This is a genomic window from Nocardia xishanensis NBRC 101358 (genome assembly GCF_001613365.1).
In the GTDB taxonomy this organism is placed as follows: Bacteria; Actinomycetota; Actinomycetes; order Mycobacteriales; family Mycobacteriaceae; genus Nocardia; species Nocardia xishanensis.
In genome coordinates, this window is sequence record NZ_BDCF01000001.1 from 432,474 (window position 1) to 449,396 (window position 16,923).

The 16,923-nt window shown below is 67.7% G+C and carries 14 protein-coding genes; 4 read left to right on the forward strand and 10 right to left on the reverse strand.

The window, feature by feature from the left end:
* Positions 1–75 precede the first annotated feature (75 nt).
* Together NX1_RS01720 and NX1_RS01725 are read left to right on the forward strand one after the other, a co-directional pair.
* Positions 76–858 (forward strand): GNAT family N-acetyltransferase, encoded by a 783-nt coding sequence (locus NX1_RS01720; protein ID WP_068052497.1) that lies wholly within the window; start codon positions 76–78, stop codon positions 856–858.
* Positions 859–1,058: 200 nt separating this feature from the next.
* Positions 1,059–2,057, forward strand: a complete 999-nt coding sequence (locus tag NX1_RS01725; protein WP_068052500.1) for a pirin family protein — start codon at positions 1,059–1,061, stop codon at positions 2,055–2,057.
* Positions 2,058–2,123: 66 nt separating this feature from the next.
* On the opposite strand, the gene NX1_RS01730 is transcribed toward NX1_RS01725, so the two are convergent.
* Positions 2,124–2,603: an SRPBCC family protein gene (locus tag NX1_RS01730; RefSeq protein ID WP_068052503.1), complete on the reverse strand. Its 480-nt coding sequence runs from the start codon at positions 2,601–2,603 to the stop codon at positions 2,124–2,126.
* Complete coding sequence (locus tag NX1_RS01735; RefSeq protein ID WP_068052506.1) at positions 2,600–2,932, reverse strand: ArsR/SmtB family transcription factor; 333 nt, start codon at positions 2,930–2,932, stop codon at positions 2,600–2,602. The genes NX1_RS01730 and NX1_RS01735 overlap by 4 nt, the downstream gene beginning before the upstream one ends.
* A 123-nt stretch (positions 2,933–3,055) precedes the next feature.
* Here NX1_RS01735 and NX1_RS01740 point away from each other — a divergent pair, with 123 nt between their 5' ends.
* Positions 3,056–3,526 carry a PaaI family thioesterase gene (locus tag NX1_RS01740; RefSeq protein WP_068052509.1) on the forward strand — a complete coding sequence of 157 codons (471 nt, stop codon included), beginning with the start codon at positions 3,056–3,058 and terminating at the stop codon, positions 3,524–3,526.
* Between the two features lie 28 nt (positions 3,527–3,554).
* On the opposite strand, the gene NX1_RS01745 is transcribed toward NX1_RS01740, so the two are convergent.
* Entirely contained in the window at positions 3,555–4,565 is a 1,011-nt protein-coding gene (locus NX1_RS01745; RefSeq protein WP_068052511.1) for an aldo/keto reductase, read from the reverse strand.
* A 100-nt stretch (positions 4,566–4,665) separates the two neighbouring features.
* On the opposite strand from NX1_RS01745, the gene NX1_RS01750 reads away from it, so the two are divergent.
* Positions 4,666–5,526, forward strand: a complete 861-nt coding sequence (locus NX1_RS01750; RefSeq protein WP_068052514.1) for a helix-turn-helix transcriptional regulator — start codon at positions 4,666–4,668, stop codon at positions 5,524–5,526.
* A gap of 1 nt (position 5,527) precedes the next feature.
* On the opposite strand, the gene NX1_RS01755 is transcribed toward NX1_RS01750, so the two are convergent.
* The 7 genes from NX1_RS01755 to NX1_RS01780 all read right to left on the reverse strand — a co-directional run bounded on the left by NX1_RS01755 (position 5,528) and on the right by NX1_RS01780 (position 16,909).
* Positions 5,528–6,175, reverse strand: a complete 648-nt coding sequence (locus tag NX1_RS01755; protein WP_068052517.1) for a DUF8020 domain-containing protein — start codon at positions 6,173–6,175, stop codon at positions 5,528–5,530.
* Positions 6,176–6,409: 234 nt separating this feature from the next.
* Positions 6,410–7,084 carry a hypothetical protein gene (locus NX1_RS01760; RefSeq protein ID WP_157119475.1) on the reverse strand — a complete coding sequence of 225 codons (675 nt, stop codon included), beginning with the start codon at positions 7,082–7,084 and terminating at the stop codon, positions 6,410–6,412.
* A gap of 199 nt (positions 7,085–7,283) precedes the next feature.
* Positions 7,284–7,409, reverse strand: a complete 126-nt coding sequence (locus NX1_RS38315) for a hypothetical protein (protein ID WP_281216014.1) — start codon at positions 7,407–7,409, stop codon at positions 7,284–7,286.
* A 127-nt stretch (positions 7,410–7,536) separates the two neighbouring features.
* Complete coding sequence (locus tag NX1_RS01765) at positions 7,537–11,490, reverse strand: DNA-directed RNA polymerase subunit beta' (RefSeq protein ID WP_068052525.1); 3,954 nt, start codon at positions 11,488–11,490, stop codon at positions 7,537–7,539.
* Between the two features lie 110 nt (positions 11,491–11,600).
* Positions 11,601–15,092 carry a DNA-directed RNA polymerase subunit beta gene (gene rpoB / locus NX1_RS01770; RefSeq protein ID WP_068052528.1) on the reverse strand — a complete coding sequence of 1,164 codons (3,492 nt, stop codon included), beginning with the start codon at positions 15,090–15,092 and terminating at the stop codon, positions 11,601–11,603.
* A gap of 456 nt (positions 15,093–15,548) precedes the next feature.
* On the reverse strand, positions 15,549–16,232 hold the full coding sequence (locus NX1_RS01775; protein ID WP_068052532.1) for a hypothetical protein: 684 nt from the start codon (positions 16,230–16,232) through the stop codon (positions 15,549–15,551).
* Positions 16,229–16,909: a hypothetical protein gene (locus NX1_RS01780; protein ID WP_084500860.1), complete on the reverse strand. Its 681-nt coding sequence runs from the start codon at positions 16,907–16,909 to the stop codon at positions 16,229–16,231. The genes NX1_RS01775 and NX1_RS01780 overlap by 4 nt, the downstream gene beginning before the upstream one ends.
* Positions 16,910–16,923 lie beyond the last annotated feature (14 nt).

Genomic DNA, 16,923 nt, shown 5'->3' on the forward strand with positions numbered 1-16,923 from the left:
CCGCCGCCCGGCTCGGACGTGCGCGGCCCTACTTAAGGGTGACACGTCAACCAATTGCGACTATCATCCGTGCTCATGAACCTCGAGAATCGGGTGTGGGTCGACAAACAGACGCCCCGCGCCTACCGCGCCCTGCTCGCCACGGCGAAAGAGGTCAGGGCGGCCGCCGAGGCGGCCGGGCTCGACCGCAGGCTCGTCGAGCTGGTCAATCTCCGGGTTTCCCAGCTCAACGGCTGTTCGCACTGCCTGGACGTCCACTACCGCGCCGCGCTGCGGGCCGGCGCCACCGAACAGGAGATCGCGGTCCTGTCCGGCTGGCGCCGCGGCGGGCCGTACTCGCCGCGCGACCGGGCCGCGCTCGCCCTCGCCGAGGTCACCGCCCTTTTGCCGGACGAGGCGGCGCTCGAGCGTGAGTACGCTTTGGCACGAGAGCATTTGTCGGATGACCAGATGTCTGTAGTCGTCTGGGTCGCCACCACGATCGGCGCGTTCAACCGCGTGTCGATCATGAGCAAGCACCCGGTACGGGCGCATAAGGAGGAGGCAACCATGACCGATCTCGCGGAGACCAAGGTCGCGCGCAACGCCGAGCAGAACCGCTACGAGATCTACTACGGCGGCGAGCTGGCGGGCTTCACCGAGTACATCGAGCGCGAGAACGACACCGATTTCGTCCACACCGAGATCGACAAGGCGTTCGGCGGCAAGGGCCTCGGCAGCACGCTCGCCAAGGAGGCCCTGGACGACGTGGTCGCGCGCGGCGGAACCATCACCGCGCACTGCCCGTTTATCAAGGCCTTCGTCGACAAGCACCCGGAGTACGACCCGCACGTGGTCTGCAAGGGCATCCAGCGATGAACGCCCGAATCGTCCCGACTCTTTCCAGAACGGGAGAGGTGAAGGCATGAGCGAACGCAGTGAGCGAATCATGTGCCAGCGCGCCTCGCGCATGCCGGAGCCGAGCGCCAGCGAGGCGCAGGCATGAGCGAACGCAGTGAGCGAATCATGTGCCAGCGCGCCTCGCGCATGCCGGAGCCGAGCGCCAGCGAGGCGCAGGCATGAGCGATCTCGATCCGCATCCGGCGGAATCGGTGTGCGAGCCGACGCCGGGTCCCGGCCCGGTCGCCGAGCTCTACCCTGCGCGCGAGGTACCGCTCGGCGGCGTGCGCGGGGTGTTCGTGGAACGCGTACTGCCGCAACGGGATCTGCCGACCGTCGGGGCCTGGTGCTTCCTCGATCATTTCGGCTCCCCCACGGTCACCAAAACCGGCGCGCCGCCGGATATCGATCCACATCCGCACATCGGCTTGCAGACGGTGACCTGGCCGTTCGAGGGCCGCATCCGGCACCGGGACTCGGTGGGTTCCGATGTGGAGATCAACCCCGGTCAGCTGAACCTGATGACCTCCGGCCGCGGCATCGCGCACTCGGAATACGGCGTTCCGGACGCGCCCGCGGGCCACGGCCTGCAGCTGTGGATCGCACTGCCCAGCCACCGCGCCGCCGTCGAACCGCACTTCGAGCAGCATCGCGACCTGCCGGTCTACGAGGACGACGGCGTGCGCGCCATCGTGCTGATCGGCTCCTTCGCGGGGCTGACCTCGCCCGCCATGGCGTACACCCCGATCGTCGGCGCCGATGTGCGGATGGATCCCGGCGCCGAGATCACCATTCCGCTGAACCCGGCCTTCGAGCACGCCCTGCTGGTGATCGAGGGCGAGATCACCGCGGCCGATACCGACCTGAAGCCGGGCCCGCTGCTCTACCTCGGCTCAGATCGGTCCGAGCTGCGGCTGGTCAGCGGCACCGGAGCGCATTTCGCGCTGATCGGCGGCGAGCCGTTCGGCGAGGAGCTGGTGATGTGGTGGAACTTCGTCGGGCGCAGCCACGAAGAGATCGTCGCGGCACGCGAGGATTGGGAGAACCGCCGGGTCGAGCGCTTCGCCCAGATCGCGGGACATCCACCGGACCAACGCATTCCGGCCCCGCCGATGCCGGCACTGCACCTGAAACCGCGCAAGCGGCGCGTCGGCACGGATCGTTCCCGAGGGCTCTGAATCCCACCGCGCTGGTTACATCGGCTCCCGGCCCCCGCTCGCTCGCGGGGGCCGTCGACGCCTCGCTCAGGCGGACCTGGCGAGCAGTTCGTCCAGCGCCCGGTAGCTGGCGTTGAGTCCTTCGGACATCCCGGACTGCAGCATGCCGTCGCGCTCCTGCGGCGTGTGGAACTGGCTGACGGTGACGACTTTGGTGCGGCCGTCGCCGAGGTCGACGAAGGTGGTGGCGTCGATGGCGACATGGGCGGGCATGCCGTCCCATTCGAAGGACTGCACGATCCGCTCCTTCGGGGTGATCTCACGGAAGCGCCCCTCGAAGCCGTGCGGGCCGCCTTCGGAGTGGTCGACGAACCGGTAGTGGCCGCCCTTGCGGAACTCCCAGCGCTCCACGTCGAAACGATTGCCCTGCGCCCACCACTGGACCAGCTGCTCGATTCGGCTGTAGGCGTCCCACACCCGGTCCAGCGGGGCGTCGAAGATCCGCTCGATGTGGATCTCCCGGTCGAGGGGGGTGGTGATGTCAGCATCGCGGGTTGTCGTGCTCATGTGTCTGGCTCCGTTCGTTCGAGGAATTCACCGAGACGGTCCATCCGGGCTTCCACCATCCGCCGATAACCCTGCAGCCACGCCACTTCGCGGTCGAAAACGTTGTCGCCGAGTCGGCAATACCGGACCCGGCCCCGCTTCTCCGTGACGATCATGCCCGCGTCCTCCAGCAACCGGATGTGCTTCTTGATGCCGGTGAGGGTCATCTCGAAACGCTCCGCCAGCTCGCTGACGGTCGCGGGCCCGCTGCCGAGGCGCTCGAGAATCCCACGCCGAGTGGGGTCCGCCAGCGCCCCGAACGAGGCGTCCAGGAAGTCATACTGAACCATCAGGTTCAGTATTGCGAGCCGGCAATGCCCGAGTCAAGGCCCGCGCGGAAATTCTGGACAAGCCGGCTTCCAGCCGATAAAAATAGAACGCGTTTCAGTTGCGGCGTTTCGGCGGGAGTTCGGATGGACAGCGCGACCATGGGAGATCTGGTGATGGCCGGATTCCAGAAGCTGGGCTTCATCCAGTACGCCGGAATCGAGGGCGTGGAGTTCGACGCCGGACGCAATGTCGTGTCCATCGCGCCGCGCTCAGAACACCTCAACCACAACGGCGATCTACACGCGGCCGTGCTCTTCGGCCTGGCCGAGACCGCCGCGATGGGCGCCGCCGTATCCGGCATCGTCGACCTGATGGGCGAGACGTTCATCGTCGCCCGCGACGGTCGCATCGAATACTCGGCGCGGGCCAAGGGCGCGGCGGGCCCTTTCCTCGCGACATCGGAATTCCCCGCGGGCACCGTCGAGCGCCTCCGCGCGGATATCACGGGACGCGTCGCGGTGGAGCTGGAGGTGCCCGTCGAGATCGCGGACGGTTCGGGAAAACTCGTGGCCGAGGCGACATTCACCGCCGTCATCAGGCCGAGAAGGACATAGGCCGGAAGCGATCTCGTCCCAGCGCTTTTCACCGCTCGCTGTCCAGCATCTCCATTTGCGCGGCCGCGTACCGCTCCCCCGCGACCTGATCCGCGGGCACAGCCGCCTCGATGCTCGCCAATTCGTCGGCGTCGAGCCGGATGTCGAGCGCACCGAGCGCCTCCGTCCAACGCTGCGTTCGGCGCGCGCCGATGATCGGCACGATGTCCGCGCCCCTGGCGAGTACCCAGGCGATCGCCAGCTGTGCGACCGAAACATCTTTGGCGGCAGCGATCTTCGCCAGCGCGTCGACCAATCGCAGGTTGCGCGTGAGGTTCTCGCCCTGGAAACGCGGGCTGTGCGCGCGGAAGTCGTCCGCGCCGAAGTCGGCGCGGGCGCGCACGGTGTCGCTGAGCAGGCCGCGCGACAGCACACCATAGGCTGTGATGCCGATGCCGAGTTCCCTTGCGACGGGCAGTGTCTCGGCTTCGATGCCGCGCGAGACCAGCGAGTACTCGATCTGCAGGTCGGCGATCGGGTGCACCGCGGCGGCACGGCGCAGTGTCTCGGCGCCGACCTCGGACAGGCCGATGTGCCGGACGTAGCCCGCCTCGATCAGCTCGGCGATGGCGCCGACCGTGTCCTCGATCGGGACGGCGGGATCGAGCCGCGCGGGCCGGTAGATGTCGACGTAGTCGACGCCGAGGCGCTGCAGCGTGTAGGTGAGGAAGTTGCGGAGCGCGACCGGACGGTTGTCGAGGCCGCCCCAGGTCCCGCCCGGCCCGCGCAGCACGCCGAACTTCACGCTGAGCCGGAGGTCCTCGCGGCGGCGGTCCACGATGGCCCTGCCGATGAGCGCTTCGTTGTGGCCGGAGCCGTAGAAGTCGCCGGTGTCGATGAGGTCGGCGCCGGAGTCGAGGGCGGCATGGATGGTGGCGATGGACTCGGCGTCGTCGGCCGTGCCGTACATGCCCGACATGCCCATGGCGCCGAGCCCAAGGCGCCCGACCGTGGGGCCGGTGGCGCCGAGCGTGGTCTTCTCGATCGTGGATTTCGTCATGTACCTACTCTGACCTGCGCGTCCGGCATGCGGCAGAGATCGCTTATCGGGGGATCGGCGATCCCTGGCCCGCCCGGCCCAAATCCGCGACAGTGGAGTGATGGACCGTTCCGAACTGGCCGACTTCCTCCGTCGCCGCCGCGAGCAGCTCACGCCGGCGGAGGCCGGCCTGCCGCCCGGCGCGCGCCGCCGCACCCCCGGGCTGCGCCGCGACGAGGTGGCGTTACTGGCCGGGATGTCCACCGACTACTACACACGGCTGGAGCAGTCGCGCGGCCCGCGGCCCTCCACCCAGGTGCTGGCGTCGCTGGCGCGGGCGCTGCGATTCAGCAACGACGAGCGCGACCACCTCTACCATCTCTGCGGGCATCAGCCGCCCGGTCCCGCGCTCGGCGACAAGCACGTCGGCCCCGGACTGTTGCACATGCTGGCCAAGCTCGACGACACCCCGGCGGCAGTGGTCACCGATCTGGGCGAGGTGCTCGTGCAGAACCGGATGCACACGCTGCTCGTCGGCGACCGCGCGGGCAGCCGTGGTCTGGACCGCTACTACGCATGGGGTTGGTTCGCCGACCCGTCGACGCGCGAGCGCTTCCCGGAGGAGGACTGGGATCTGCTGAGTCGTCAGCACGTCGCGGATCTGCGCGCTACCGCCGCCCGCCGGGCCGGGGACGCCGACGTCACCGAGTTCATCGGGGCGCTGCGCGCCGCGAGTGCCGAATTCGAGCGGCTGTGGACCGAACACGAGGTCGCGGTCCGGCTCTCGGACACCAAACGCATCGCGCACCCGGTGGTCGGGCTGATCGACACCGTCTGCGAAACGCTGCTCACCCCGAACGCGGCGCAGCGTCTGCTGGTCTATCTGCCGCGGCCGGGGACCGACGCCGCCGAGAAGCTGGAGCTGTTGCGGGTCGTCGGGACGCAGGATCTCAGGCCCGCGCCCTCGACGGAGCGCCGATGACTCAGGGCTGACCGGCGAGGTAGGCCTGGGCCGCGTCGATGGCGGGCTGGCCGCCCGCCTGGTAGAGCCCGGCGAACGCGCCGATCACGCCGCCGACGACCGTCGTGATCGGGACGGTGATGAAGTCGATCACGAACAACCCCAGCGGGAAGCCGACCAGGAAGCCGATGCCCGCGCCGATCGCCGCGCCCGCCAGGATCTGCGGCATGGCCTTCTCGGCTTCGGCGAAGAAGCGCTGCTGCGAACTGATCTCACGCACCGGAGTCTCCGGCATCGCGGCGGGCGCGATGGTCAGCTCGGTGCCTGCCTCGTTCACGATCGGGGTGAGATCGATGCTGTGACCCTCGATGTGCAGAGTCATCGGCAGGGCCGCGACGACCTGGCCGGTGCGGTCGGCGATGGTGACGATCCGGTCGTCGCCCGCGAGGCCGAAGCGGCCGTTCTCGAGCGTGGTCACGGTGGACCGGTGGTCCTCGGCGACGGCGACGCGGTAACCGATCTCATGGAAGACGCCGCTCAGATTCAGCGCCGCCGCGGCCGGTGCGGTCTGCACGGGGCGGTCCGCGGGTTCGGCGTGCACGACGCCCGCGCTGATTCCGGTGGCCGCCAGTGCCAGCAATGCCGTCGCGGTGATTCTGCCGATCCTCATCCCGTGCTTCCTGTCGCGCCGTCCGGTTCGCCATGTCCGGTTCATCCGCCGACAACTTACCGGTCGCCGGGCGGCTTCAAAAGGGCGTCAACGCAATTGGGTGTGAATCGACAACATCGATCGGTCGCGGAACTCGGTGATCGAGCGCTGGAGAAGGCGCGCGAAGCGGCAGCGATCATCGGCCGACCGATAGGCGGTGACGGTCGGCTCGCCGTCCGCCGCGGTCGCCGTGGTTCACCCGCCTGCGCGCAGACGGACCTCGTTGACCAAATGGAGCAGGGTGTCCAAGGTCGCGGGTGGGCCGGTCAGCCTCGCGAAGGCGAGGGTGTCGACGGGGCCGTCGGTGTCGGCGGCGAAGGCGTACGTCATCGCGACACGCATTCTGGGCTCGCCGTCGACCGCGGCCGGGGATTCGGTGAACGCGGTCGCGGGATCGATTGTCCGCCAGCTTGATTCCGCTCCCATGAGTTCCGCGCGGAAGCCGGCTTGCTCGGTATCGCCGCAGGGCGCGAGACAGGATTGCACGCCGATCCAGCCGCCCGCGCGGCTGCCGCCTCGTTCGTCGGCGCACGTCCACACGACATCGGCCCGCAGTCGCTTGCTGCCGCCGATGCATCCCCAGGTCTCCGGAACGTCGAAGTCGAACGGCATGCCGTGCAGGCCGCGCATCGGCGTGAGGCGGGCATTCGGTCCGTACGTCCGGCCCGCCACCGGTCCCGGCGCACCGTCACGCACCAAACGCACCGCGTTCCGCCGCGGCAGCTCCCTCGGCAGCGCGGCCGGAATCCCCTGCGGCGGTGGCCCGATCACCGAGGTGACCGGCCCCGCGCCTGGCTTCTCGTCCTGCCGCTCCGCCTCCCACAAAGCGGCCGTCCCCGCGCAGAACATCACCGACACAACCAAACTCACCAGCGCCCCCGCCGCCGTCCTCCCGCGCACGGCCCCCCGCCGCCCCCGACTCCATCTCGAGCCACTGCCGCCCACGAACGCGCCCCCTTACGCACACTCAGCCGTCCGGGCCGCCCCGACACCGAACCAGCGCCAAGCCGTGCCACATCCTAACTGCACCAACCTTTTTCAGGCACGACATCGAGAATCTCGAAACCCTTTACGCGCGTCGGTGATTCACGACACGGCGAATCACCAAGACCGCGCGCGCCTCGGGAGCAGACTCGGGCGGCAGCTGTTCGACCAGCCGATGCAGCTCGGGGTAGTGGTCGTATGCCACGCTCATGCGCCCAAGGACACCTTGCGCTCTAGCCAGCGTGACTCGCTGAAGTCGAGTGCTCGGGTCCGCGCGGAAACGCGAACGGCCCCCGCTCCGGGAGGAGCGGGGGCCGAAGGCTATCGGTGACTACCGATTACCGGTAGTCGCTGAAACCGTAGTCGTCCAGCGGGACCGCGGCGCCGGTGGTGGCGCCGAAGCTGTCCGGGCTGTAGTAGGTGTCGTCGTAGGACGGCACCGCGTACGCCGCGGCACGAGCCTCTTCGGTCGGCTGCACCTGGATGTTCCGGTAGCGGTTGATGCCGGTACCGGCCGGGATCAGCTTGCCGATGATCACGTTCTCCTTGAGGCCGATGAGCTTGTCGGAGCGGCAGTTGATCGCCGCGTCCGTCAGGACTCGAGTGGTCTCCTGGAAGGACGCCGCCGACAGCCACGAGTCGGTGGCCAGCGACGCCTTGGTGATACCCATCAGCACCGGGCGACCCGAGGCGGGCTCGCCGCCCTCGGACACCACGCGACGGTTGGAGGACTCGAACTCGGAACGCTCGGTGAGCGAACCGGGCAGGAACTCCGTCGCGCCCGAATCGATGATCGTCACGCGACGCAGCATCTGGCGCACGATGACCTCGATGTGCTTGTCGTGGATCGACACACCCTGCGAGCGGTAGACCTCCTGGACCTCGTGGACCAGGTGGATCTGCACCTGACGGGGGCCCATCACGCGCAGCACCTCGTGCGGATCCGCCGCGCCTTCCAGCAGCTGCTGGCCGACCTCGACGTGGTCGCCGTCGGAGAGCAGACGCTCGGTGCCGTCGTCGTGCTTGAACACGCGCAGACGCTGACGCTTCGAGAGCTTGTCGTAGACAACCTCTTCACCACCGTCGTCCGGGATGATGGTGATCTTGTAGAAGCGGTCGTCGTCCTCGAGCCGCACGCGACCCGAGACCTCGGCGATCGGCGCCTTGCCCTTGGGCACGCGAGCCTCGAAGAGCTCCTGAACACGCGGCAGACCACCGGTGATGTCGTCACCAGCGACACCACCCTGGTGGAAGGTACGCATGGTCAGCTGGGTACCGGGCTCACCGATGGACTGCGCGGCGACGATACCGACGGCCTCGCCGATGTCGACCAGCTTGCCGGTCGCCATGGAGCGGCCGTAGCAGGTCGCGCAGACGCCGGTGCCGGTGGTGCAGGTCAGCACGGAGCGGACCTTCACCTCGGTGATGCCCGCGTCGAGCAGCGCCTCGATGGCCGGGTCGCCGAGGTCGGCGCCCTTCGTCACCACGACGTTGCCGGACGCGTCGAGCGCGTCGGCCGCCAGCGTGCGGGCGTACGCGGAGGTCTCCACGTGCGCGTCGCGGATGATGGTGCCGTCGAGCTGCTTCTCGGCGATCGGCACGACGATGCCACGCTCGGTGCCACAGTCGTGCTCGCGCACGATGACGTCCTGCGAGACGTCCACCAGACGACGGGTCAGGTAACCCGAGTCGGCGGTGCGAAGCGCGGTGTCGGCCAGACCCTTACGAGCGCCGTGGGTGTTGATGAAGTACTCCAGAACCGTCAGGCCCTCACGGAAGGAGGACTTGATCGGCCGCGGGATGAACTCACCCTTCGGGTTCGTCACCAGGCCCTTCATACCCGCGAGGGTACGGGTCTGGGTGAAGTTACCCGTGGCGCCCGAGTCGACGATCGTGATGATCGGGTTGTCGGCCGGGTAGTGCGCGCGCAGCGCCTTACCGACCTCTTCGGTCGCCTCCTGCCAGATCTTGACCAGGGCGTTGTTGCGCTCCTGGTGATCGAGCGCACCACGCTGGTACTTCTTCTCGATCTGATCCGACTGCGCCTCGTAGCGCTCCATGATCTCGGCCTTCTCCGGCGGAACGAGAACGTCCGACATGGAGACGGTGACACCCGAACGCGTGGCCCAGTAGAAGCCCGCGTCCTTGAGCTTGTCGACGGTCTGCGCGACCACGATCATCGGGTAGCGCTCGGCGAGATCGTTGATGATCGTCGCCTGCCGCTTCTTCGGCATCTGCTCGTTGATGAACGGGTAGTCCGCGGGCAGCAGCTCGTTGAACAGCACCCGGCCCAGCGTGGTCTCGGTGGTCCACGCGTCGCCGCGCTGCCAGCCCTCGGGGAACAGCTCCGCCTCGACGTCCTTCGGCGGACGCTGCGTGGTGAGCCGCACCTTGATCTTGGAGCGCACGGTCAGCTCGCCGCGGTCGACGGCCATCTGCGCCTCGGCGGGCGAGGAGTAGACGCCGAACTCGGCCTCGTCCTTCGTCGCGGGCTTGTACTCGCCCTTGGCGCCGTCGACCTGACGGGTCAGGTAGTACAGGCCGGTCACCATGTCGAGTCGCGGCATGGCGAGCGGACGACCCGACGCGGGCGACAGGATGTTGTTCGAGGACAGCATCAGGATGCGGGCCTCGGCCTGCGCCTCCGCCGACAGCGGCAGGTGCACGGCCATCTGGTCACCGTCGAAGTCGGCGTTGAACGCCTCACAGACCAGCGGGTGCAGCTGGATGGCCTTGCCTTCCACCAGCTGCGGCTCGAAGGCCTGGATGCCGAGGCGGTGCAGGGTGGGCGCACGGTTCAGCAGCACGGGGTGTTCGGCGATGACCTCTTCGAGGACGTCCCACACCTGCGGCCGCTGCCGCTCCACCATCCGCTTGGCGGACTTGATGTTCTGCGCGTGGTTCAGGTCGACCAGGCGCTTCATCACGAACGGCTTGAACAGCTCCAGCGCCATCAGCTTGGGCAGACCGCACTGGTGCAGCTTCAGCTGCGGACCGACGACGATGACCGAACGGCCCGAGTAGTCGACGCGCTTACCGAGCAGGTTCTGACGGAAGCGGCCCTGCTTGCCCTTGAGCAGGTCGGACAGCGACTTGAGCGGACGGTTGCCCGGTCCGGTGACCGGACGGCCGCGGCGGCCGTTGTCGAACAGGGCGTCGACGGACTCCTGCAGCATCCGCTTCTCGTTGTTGACGATGATCTCGGGCGCGCCGAGGTCGATCAGTCGCTTGAGGCGGTTGTTGCGGTTGATCACGCGACGGTACAGGTCGTTCAGGTCGGAGGTGGCGAAGCGGCCACCGTCGAGCTGAACCATCGGGCGCAGCTCCGGCGGGATCACCGGAACAGCGTCGAGCACCATGCCCATCGGCGAGTTGCCGTTGGCCTGGAAGGCCGCGACGACCTTGAGCCGCTTGAGCGCGCGCAGCTTCTTCTGGCCCTTACCGGTGCGAATGGTCTCGCGCAGGTTCTCGGCCTCGGCCTCGATGTCGAAGTTCTCCATCAGCTTCTGGATGGACTCCGCACCCATGGCGCCGGTGAAGTACTCGCCGTAGCGGTCGGTCAGCTCGCGGTAGAGCACCTCGTCCACGATGAGCTGCTTGGGGGCCAGCTTGGTGAAGGTGTTCCAGATCTCCTCGAGCCGGTCCAGCTCGCGCTGGGCACGGTCACGGAGCTGACGCATCTCGCGCTCGCCGCCGTCCTTGACCTTGCGGCGGACGTCGGACTTGGCGCCCTCCGCCTCCAGCTCGGCCAGGTCGGCTTCCAGCTTCTGCGCGCGGGCCTCGAGGTCGGCGTCGCGCTGATCGGCGACGGCCTTCTTCTCGACCTCCATCTCGGCTTCGAGCGTGGAGAGCTCGTTGTGGCGCAGCTCCTCGTCGACGCCGACGATGACGTAGGCGGCGAAGTAGATGATCTTTTCCAGATCCTTGGGCGCCAGGTCGAGCAGGTAACCGAGGCGCGACGGCACGCCCTTGAAGTACCAGATGTGGGTGACCGGCGCGGCCAGCTCGATGTGGCCCATCCGCTCACGGCGCACCTTGGCGCGGGTGACCTCGACGCCACAGCGCTCACAGATGATGCCCTTGAAGCGGACGCGCTTGTACTTACCGCAGTAGCACTCCCAGTCCCGGGTGGGACCGAAGATCTTCTCGCAGAAGAGGCCGTCCTTCTCCGGCTTCAGCGTGCGGTAGTTGATGGTCTCCGGCTTCTTCACCTCGCCATAGGACCACTGGCGGATGTCTTCTGCGGTGGCAAGGCCGATCCGGAGTTCATCGAAGAAGTTGACGTCTAGCACGTAACTTCCTTTCCCCTGTGCGGGTCGAATTCGAGCAAAAGTTCACTAGTTGGTTGTTCGCGATGGGCGCGGACGCGGTCGCCGTGGCGAGCACATCCGCGCCCGACCGCCTAGTTCGCCAAATCGTCGACGGTGGCCGCTTCGTTCCTGGACAGATTGATGCCCAGGTTCGCCGCGGCGCGCTCCAGGTCCTCGTCCTCGCCTTCGCGCAGCTCGATCGCGGCGCCGTCGGAAGACAGCACCTCGACGTTGAGGCACAGCGACTGGAGTTCCTTGAGGAGCACCTTGAACGACTCCGGAATGCCCGGCTCCGGAATGTTCTCGCCCTTCACGATCGCCTCGTAGACCTTCACGCGGCCAACGACGTCGTCGGACTTGATGGTGAGCAGTTCCTGCAGGGTGTACGCAGCGCCGTAGGCCTGCATCGCCCAGCACTCCATTTCACCGAAGCGCTGACCACCGAACTGCGCCTTACCACCGAGCGGCTGCTGGGTGATCATCGAGTACGGGCCGGTCGAACGCGCGTGGATCTTGTCGTCGACCAGGTGGTGCAGCTTCAGGATGTACATGTAGCCAACGGCCACCGGGTACGGGAACGGCTCGCCGGAGCGGCCGTCGAACAGGGTGGCCTTGCCGTTGTCGTCGACCATGCGCTCGCCGTCGCGGTTCGGCAGGGTCGAGGCGAGCAGACCGGTCAGCTCCTCCTCGCGGGCGCCGTCGAACACCGGAGTGGCGATGTTCGAGTCGGCGGGCGCGCCGAACATCTCCTCCGGCAGGCTCGCCGCCCAGTCGGGGTTGCCCTCGACCTGCCAGCCCGCCTTGCCGATCCAGCCCAGGTGGGTTTCCAGGATCTGGCCGATGTTCATACGACGCGGCACACCGTGGGTGTTCAGGATGATGTCCACCGGGGTGCCGTCCGGCAGGAACGGCATGTCCTCGGTCGGCAGGATCTTGCCGATGACGCCCTTGTTGCCGTGGCGACCGGCGAGCTTGTCGCCGTCCTGGATCTTGCGCTTCTGCGCGACGTACACGCGGACCAGCTCGTTGACGCCGGGAGGCAGATCGTCGTCGTCCTCGCGCGAGAACACGCGGATGCCGATGACCTTGCCGGACTCACCGTGCGGCACCTTCAGCGAGGTGTCGCGGACCTCGCGCGCCTTCTCACCGAAGATCGCGCGGAGCAGCCGCTCCTCGGGAGTCAGCTCGGTCTCGCCCTTCGGGGTGACCTTGCCGACCAGGATGTCGCCGTCGCGAACCTCGGCGCCGATGCGCACGATGCCGCGCTCGTCCAGGTCCGCGAGCACCTCGTCGGAGACGTTCGGGATGTCCCTGGTGATCTCCTCGGCGCCCAGCTTGGTGTCGCGGGCGTCGATCTCGTGCTCTTCGATGTGGATCGAGGTGAGGACGTCCTCTTCCACGAGGCGCTGCGACAGGATGATCGCGTCCTCGTAGTTGTGGCCTTCCCACGGCATGATCGCCACGAGCAGGTTCTTGCCGAGCGCCATCTCACCGTTCTCGGTGCACGGACCGTCGGCCAGGACCTGACCGCGCTCGACCCGCTGGCCCTCGTCCACGATCGGCCGCTGGTTGGAGCAGGTGCCCTGGTTGGAGCGCGCGAACTTGCGCATCCGGTAGGACTTGCGGGTGCCGTCGTCGGCCATGACGGTGACGTAGTCGGCGGAGACCTCCTCGACAACGCCCGACTTCTCGTTCACCACGACGTCGCCGGCGTCGGTCGCGGCGCGCAGCTCCATGCCGGTGCCCACGATCGGCGCCTCGGAACGGATCAGCGGCACGGCCTGACGCTGCATGTTCGCGCCCATGAGGGCACGGTTGGCGTCGTCGTGCTCGAGGAACGGGATCATGGCGGTCGCGACCGACACCATCTGGCGCGGCGAGACGTCCATGTAGGTCACCTCGGTCGGGGCGACGAACTCCATCTCCTCGTTGCCGCGGCGCGCGAGCACCCGCTCCTCGAGGAAGTTGCCGTTGGCGTCCACCGGGGAGTTCGCCTGCGCGCGGACCTCGCGGTCCTCTTCGTCGGCGGTGAGGTACTTGACCTCGTCGGTGACCCGGCCCTCGACGACCTTCCGGTACGGCGTCTCGATGAAGCCGAACGGGTTGACCCGCGCGTATACCGACAGCGAGCCGATCAGGCCGATGTTCGGGCCTTCCGGGGTCTCGATCGGGCACATGCGGCCGTAGTGCGACGGGTGGACGTCTCGGACTTCCAGGCCGGCGCGCTCACGGGACAGACCACCCGGGCCGAGCGCCGAGAGGCGGCGCTTGTGGGTCAGGCCCGACAGCGGGTTGTTCTGGTCCATGAACTGCGACAGCTGGGAGGTTCCGAAGAACTCCTTGATCGCGGCGACGACCGGGCGGATGTTGATCAGGGTCTGCGGCGTGATGGCCTCGACGTCCTGGGTGGTCATGCGCTCGCGGACGACGCGCTCCATGCGGGACAGGCCGACCCGGATCTGGTTCTGGATCAGCTCGCCGACGGTGCGCAGGCGACGGTTGCCGAAGTGGTCGATGTCGTCGACCTCGACCGGCACCTCTTCGCCCCCGGGGGCGGTCATCACCTTGTCGCCGGAGTGCAGGCGCACCAGGTACTCGATGGTGGTGACGATGTCTTCCCTCGTCAGCACCGAACCGATGACCGGCTCGTTGAGGTGGATGCCCAGCTTCTTGTTGATCTTGTAGCGACCGACGCGGGCCAGGTCGTAGCGCTTCTCCTTGAAGAACAGGTTCTCCAGCAGGGTCTGCGCGGACTCCTTGGTCGGCGGCTCGCCCGGACGCAGCTTGCGGTAGATGTCCAGCAGCGCCTCGTCCTGACCGGCGGTGTTGTCCTTCTCGAGGGTGGACATCATGATCTCGGAGAAGCCGAAACGCTCGACGATCTCCTCGGTGGTCCAGCCGAGCGCCTTCAGCAGCACGGTGACCGGCTGACGGCGCTTGCGGTCGATGCGAACACCGACGGTGTCGCGCTTGTCGACGTCGAATTCCAGCCACGCGCCGCGGGACGGGATGACGCGCACGCTGTGCAGGTCCTTCTCGGTGCCCTTGTCGATGGTGTGATCGAAGTAGACGCCCGGCGAGCGAACCAGCTGGGAAACGACGACACGCTCGGTGCCGTTGATGATGAACGTGCCCTTGTCGGTCATCATCGGAAAATCACCCATGAAGACCGTCTGGCTCTTGATCTCACCGGTGTTGTTGTTGATGAACTCGGCGGTGACGAACAGCGGCGCCGCGTACGTCATGTCCTTTTCTTTGCACTCGTCGATCGAGGCCTTGACCTCTTCGAAGCGCGGGTCCGAGAAGGACAGGGACATGGAACCGGAGAAGTCCTCGATCGGCGACAGCTCCTCGAGCACCTCCTCGAGTCCACCGACTAGACCGACGTCACCACGAGCGGCCGCGCGCTCGCGCCAATCCGGCGAACCGATCAACCAGGCGAACGATTCCGTTTGTAGATCGAGAAGACCCGGCACTTCCAAGGGTTCACGGATCTTCGCGAAGGAGACCCGCTTAGGGGCTCCAGGGATACCGGCAACTGCCTTGGTCTGGGTGGAGACTGCCAAGATGCGTCCTTCCAGCACCTCACGCGCGTCGCGTGGTGGTCCGCGACCGTCGCTTGCTTCTGCTACGAATTCCGCTGGTCACGACCCGAACGAAACCCGAACAGGCAACAACGGAAGTTACACCGGAAGGGCGAAACTTACGTGTGCGAATCGAGGTATGGACAGGAGGCAGCCAGCGCAAAGTCCAAACCTACACTCATAGACACGGAGGTGTCAAAGTACCACCCGTGTTATCCTCCACGCCGCTGGCGCGCCGTGGACGACGCGCCGAGGCGCCGTGGGCAAGCGGCCCGTTCGCCGACCCCGATCGGGCGATGCCCGGCACCCGAATCGCTGGCTGCGTCGAGAGCTACGGGGCGGCTGAAACCACTTGTGACAGCTGCCGCTGTTGTGAATAGCGTGACGGGTCTGGCGAAGCTCGTCAAGTGCCGGGACCGACCCGGCTCCGCGGGAATACGGCGGCGCCGACCAAGATCACTGGTCGACGATGCCGCTGGCCAGCCAGCGACCGTCCACCTTCTGCATCCGCAGCACCACGGGACCTGCCACGCTCTGCTGCGCGACGCCCTGCTTGGAAGCGCTCACCACGAGGTTCACCAGCAGCTCCGCGCGATCCTCGGTGAGCATCGTCACCCCGATCGGGTCGGCCTTGGCATCGGCGCTGGTCTGCGCCTGCCGGATGGCGTCGACGGTGGTAGCGGCGAACTTGTCGAGATCGGTCAGCATGGTGCCGGTGACCACCTGGCGAACCGCGGCCTCGTAGCCGTCGATGGTCGCGATGTCGTAGCCGTAGATGGTCCGCAGGGCATGGTCGGCGGCGGCGCGCACCTCTTCGGTCGCGCTCGTGTCGACGAATGCCCTGTTGTCGTTTGGCACGCCCGGACGCAGCGCGGCGACCGCGGCGAATCCGGCGAGCAGCGCGACCGCGACGAGCGCGGCGGCGACGGGAGTCCAGGAACCGGCCGAAGGAACGCGCCGGGGTGATACCCGGCGCGGTCGGCGTGGCGCGGTGCTCGCCTGCTCGTCCCCGGCCGGGACGTCGCGAGTGGTCGCGGCCGGCCGCGCGGAGGCGACCTTGGGCTTGCGAACCGGGCGCGCGACCTGCTGTGCGGTACGCCGCTTCGGGGTGACGCGGTTGACGGGGCGGCGCTCGTTCATCGCGGTCCCTCCTGCGCGGGTGCGGGAGCGGCGGGCGCGCCCGGCTGTCCGAGCCCGGTCGGGCCAGGCCCTTCCAGCAGCACCGGCTGGGTCAGCGAGGCGACCTGCTCGGCCTTCCAGACATCGCCGTCCTTGGTCATGTCGAGACTCCACGTGTACCGGTAGTCGGACACCGACTTGTCCGGCTTCGACTCCGTCACTTGCAGCACCACCAGCGCCGACGCCTTGTCCCGCTCGCTGTTCAACGAGGTCAGCGATGCGCCGAGCACCTTCGACTTCATGCCGACGCCCGACTGCGCGGCCATCTGCTCGGACTGCTGCTGGTTCTTCGTCGCCGACTCCAGGATCGGGCCGGTCATCGAAGACCTGGCCAGCGCGAGCGAGCCGGGCACGTCGTCGAGGTTCATCGAGGTCATATTGATGGCGGCCTGACGCGCGGCGTCCAGCGCGGAATCGCGAGCGTCGGCGCGCGGGCCGTCGGTGAAGAACGCCGCGTTGATCCAGCCGCCGCCGAACCACAGCGCGGCAACCAAGGCGAGCGCGAGCGCTCCGAACACCGCCGCGGTCACCGCGACCGGCGGACGACCCGAAGCGGCCCCGGCCGACGGCTCGGCAGCCGGGCTTGCCGCGGACTCGGTCTCGGCGGACGCCGATTCCTTGGACAGATCAGAGCTCACGACTGCCAACCATA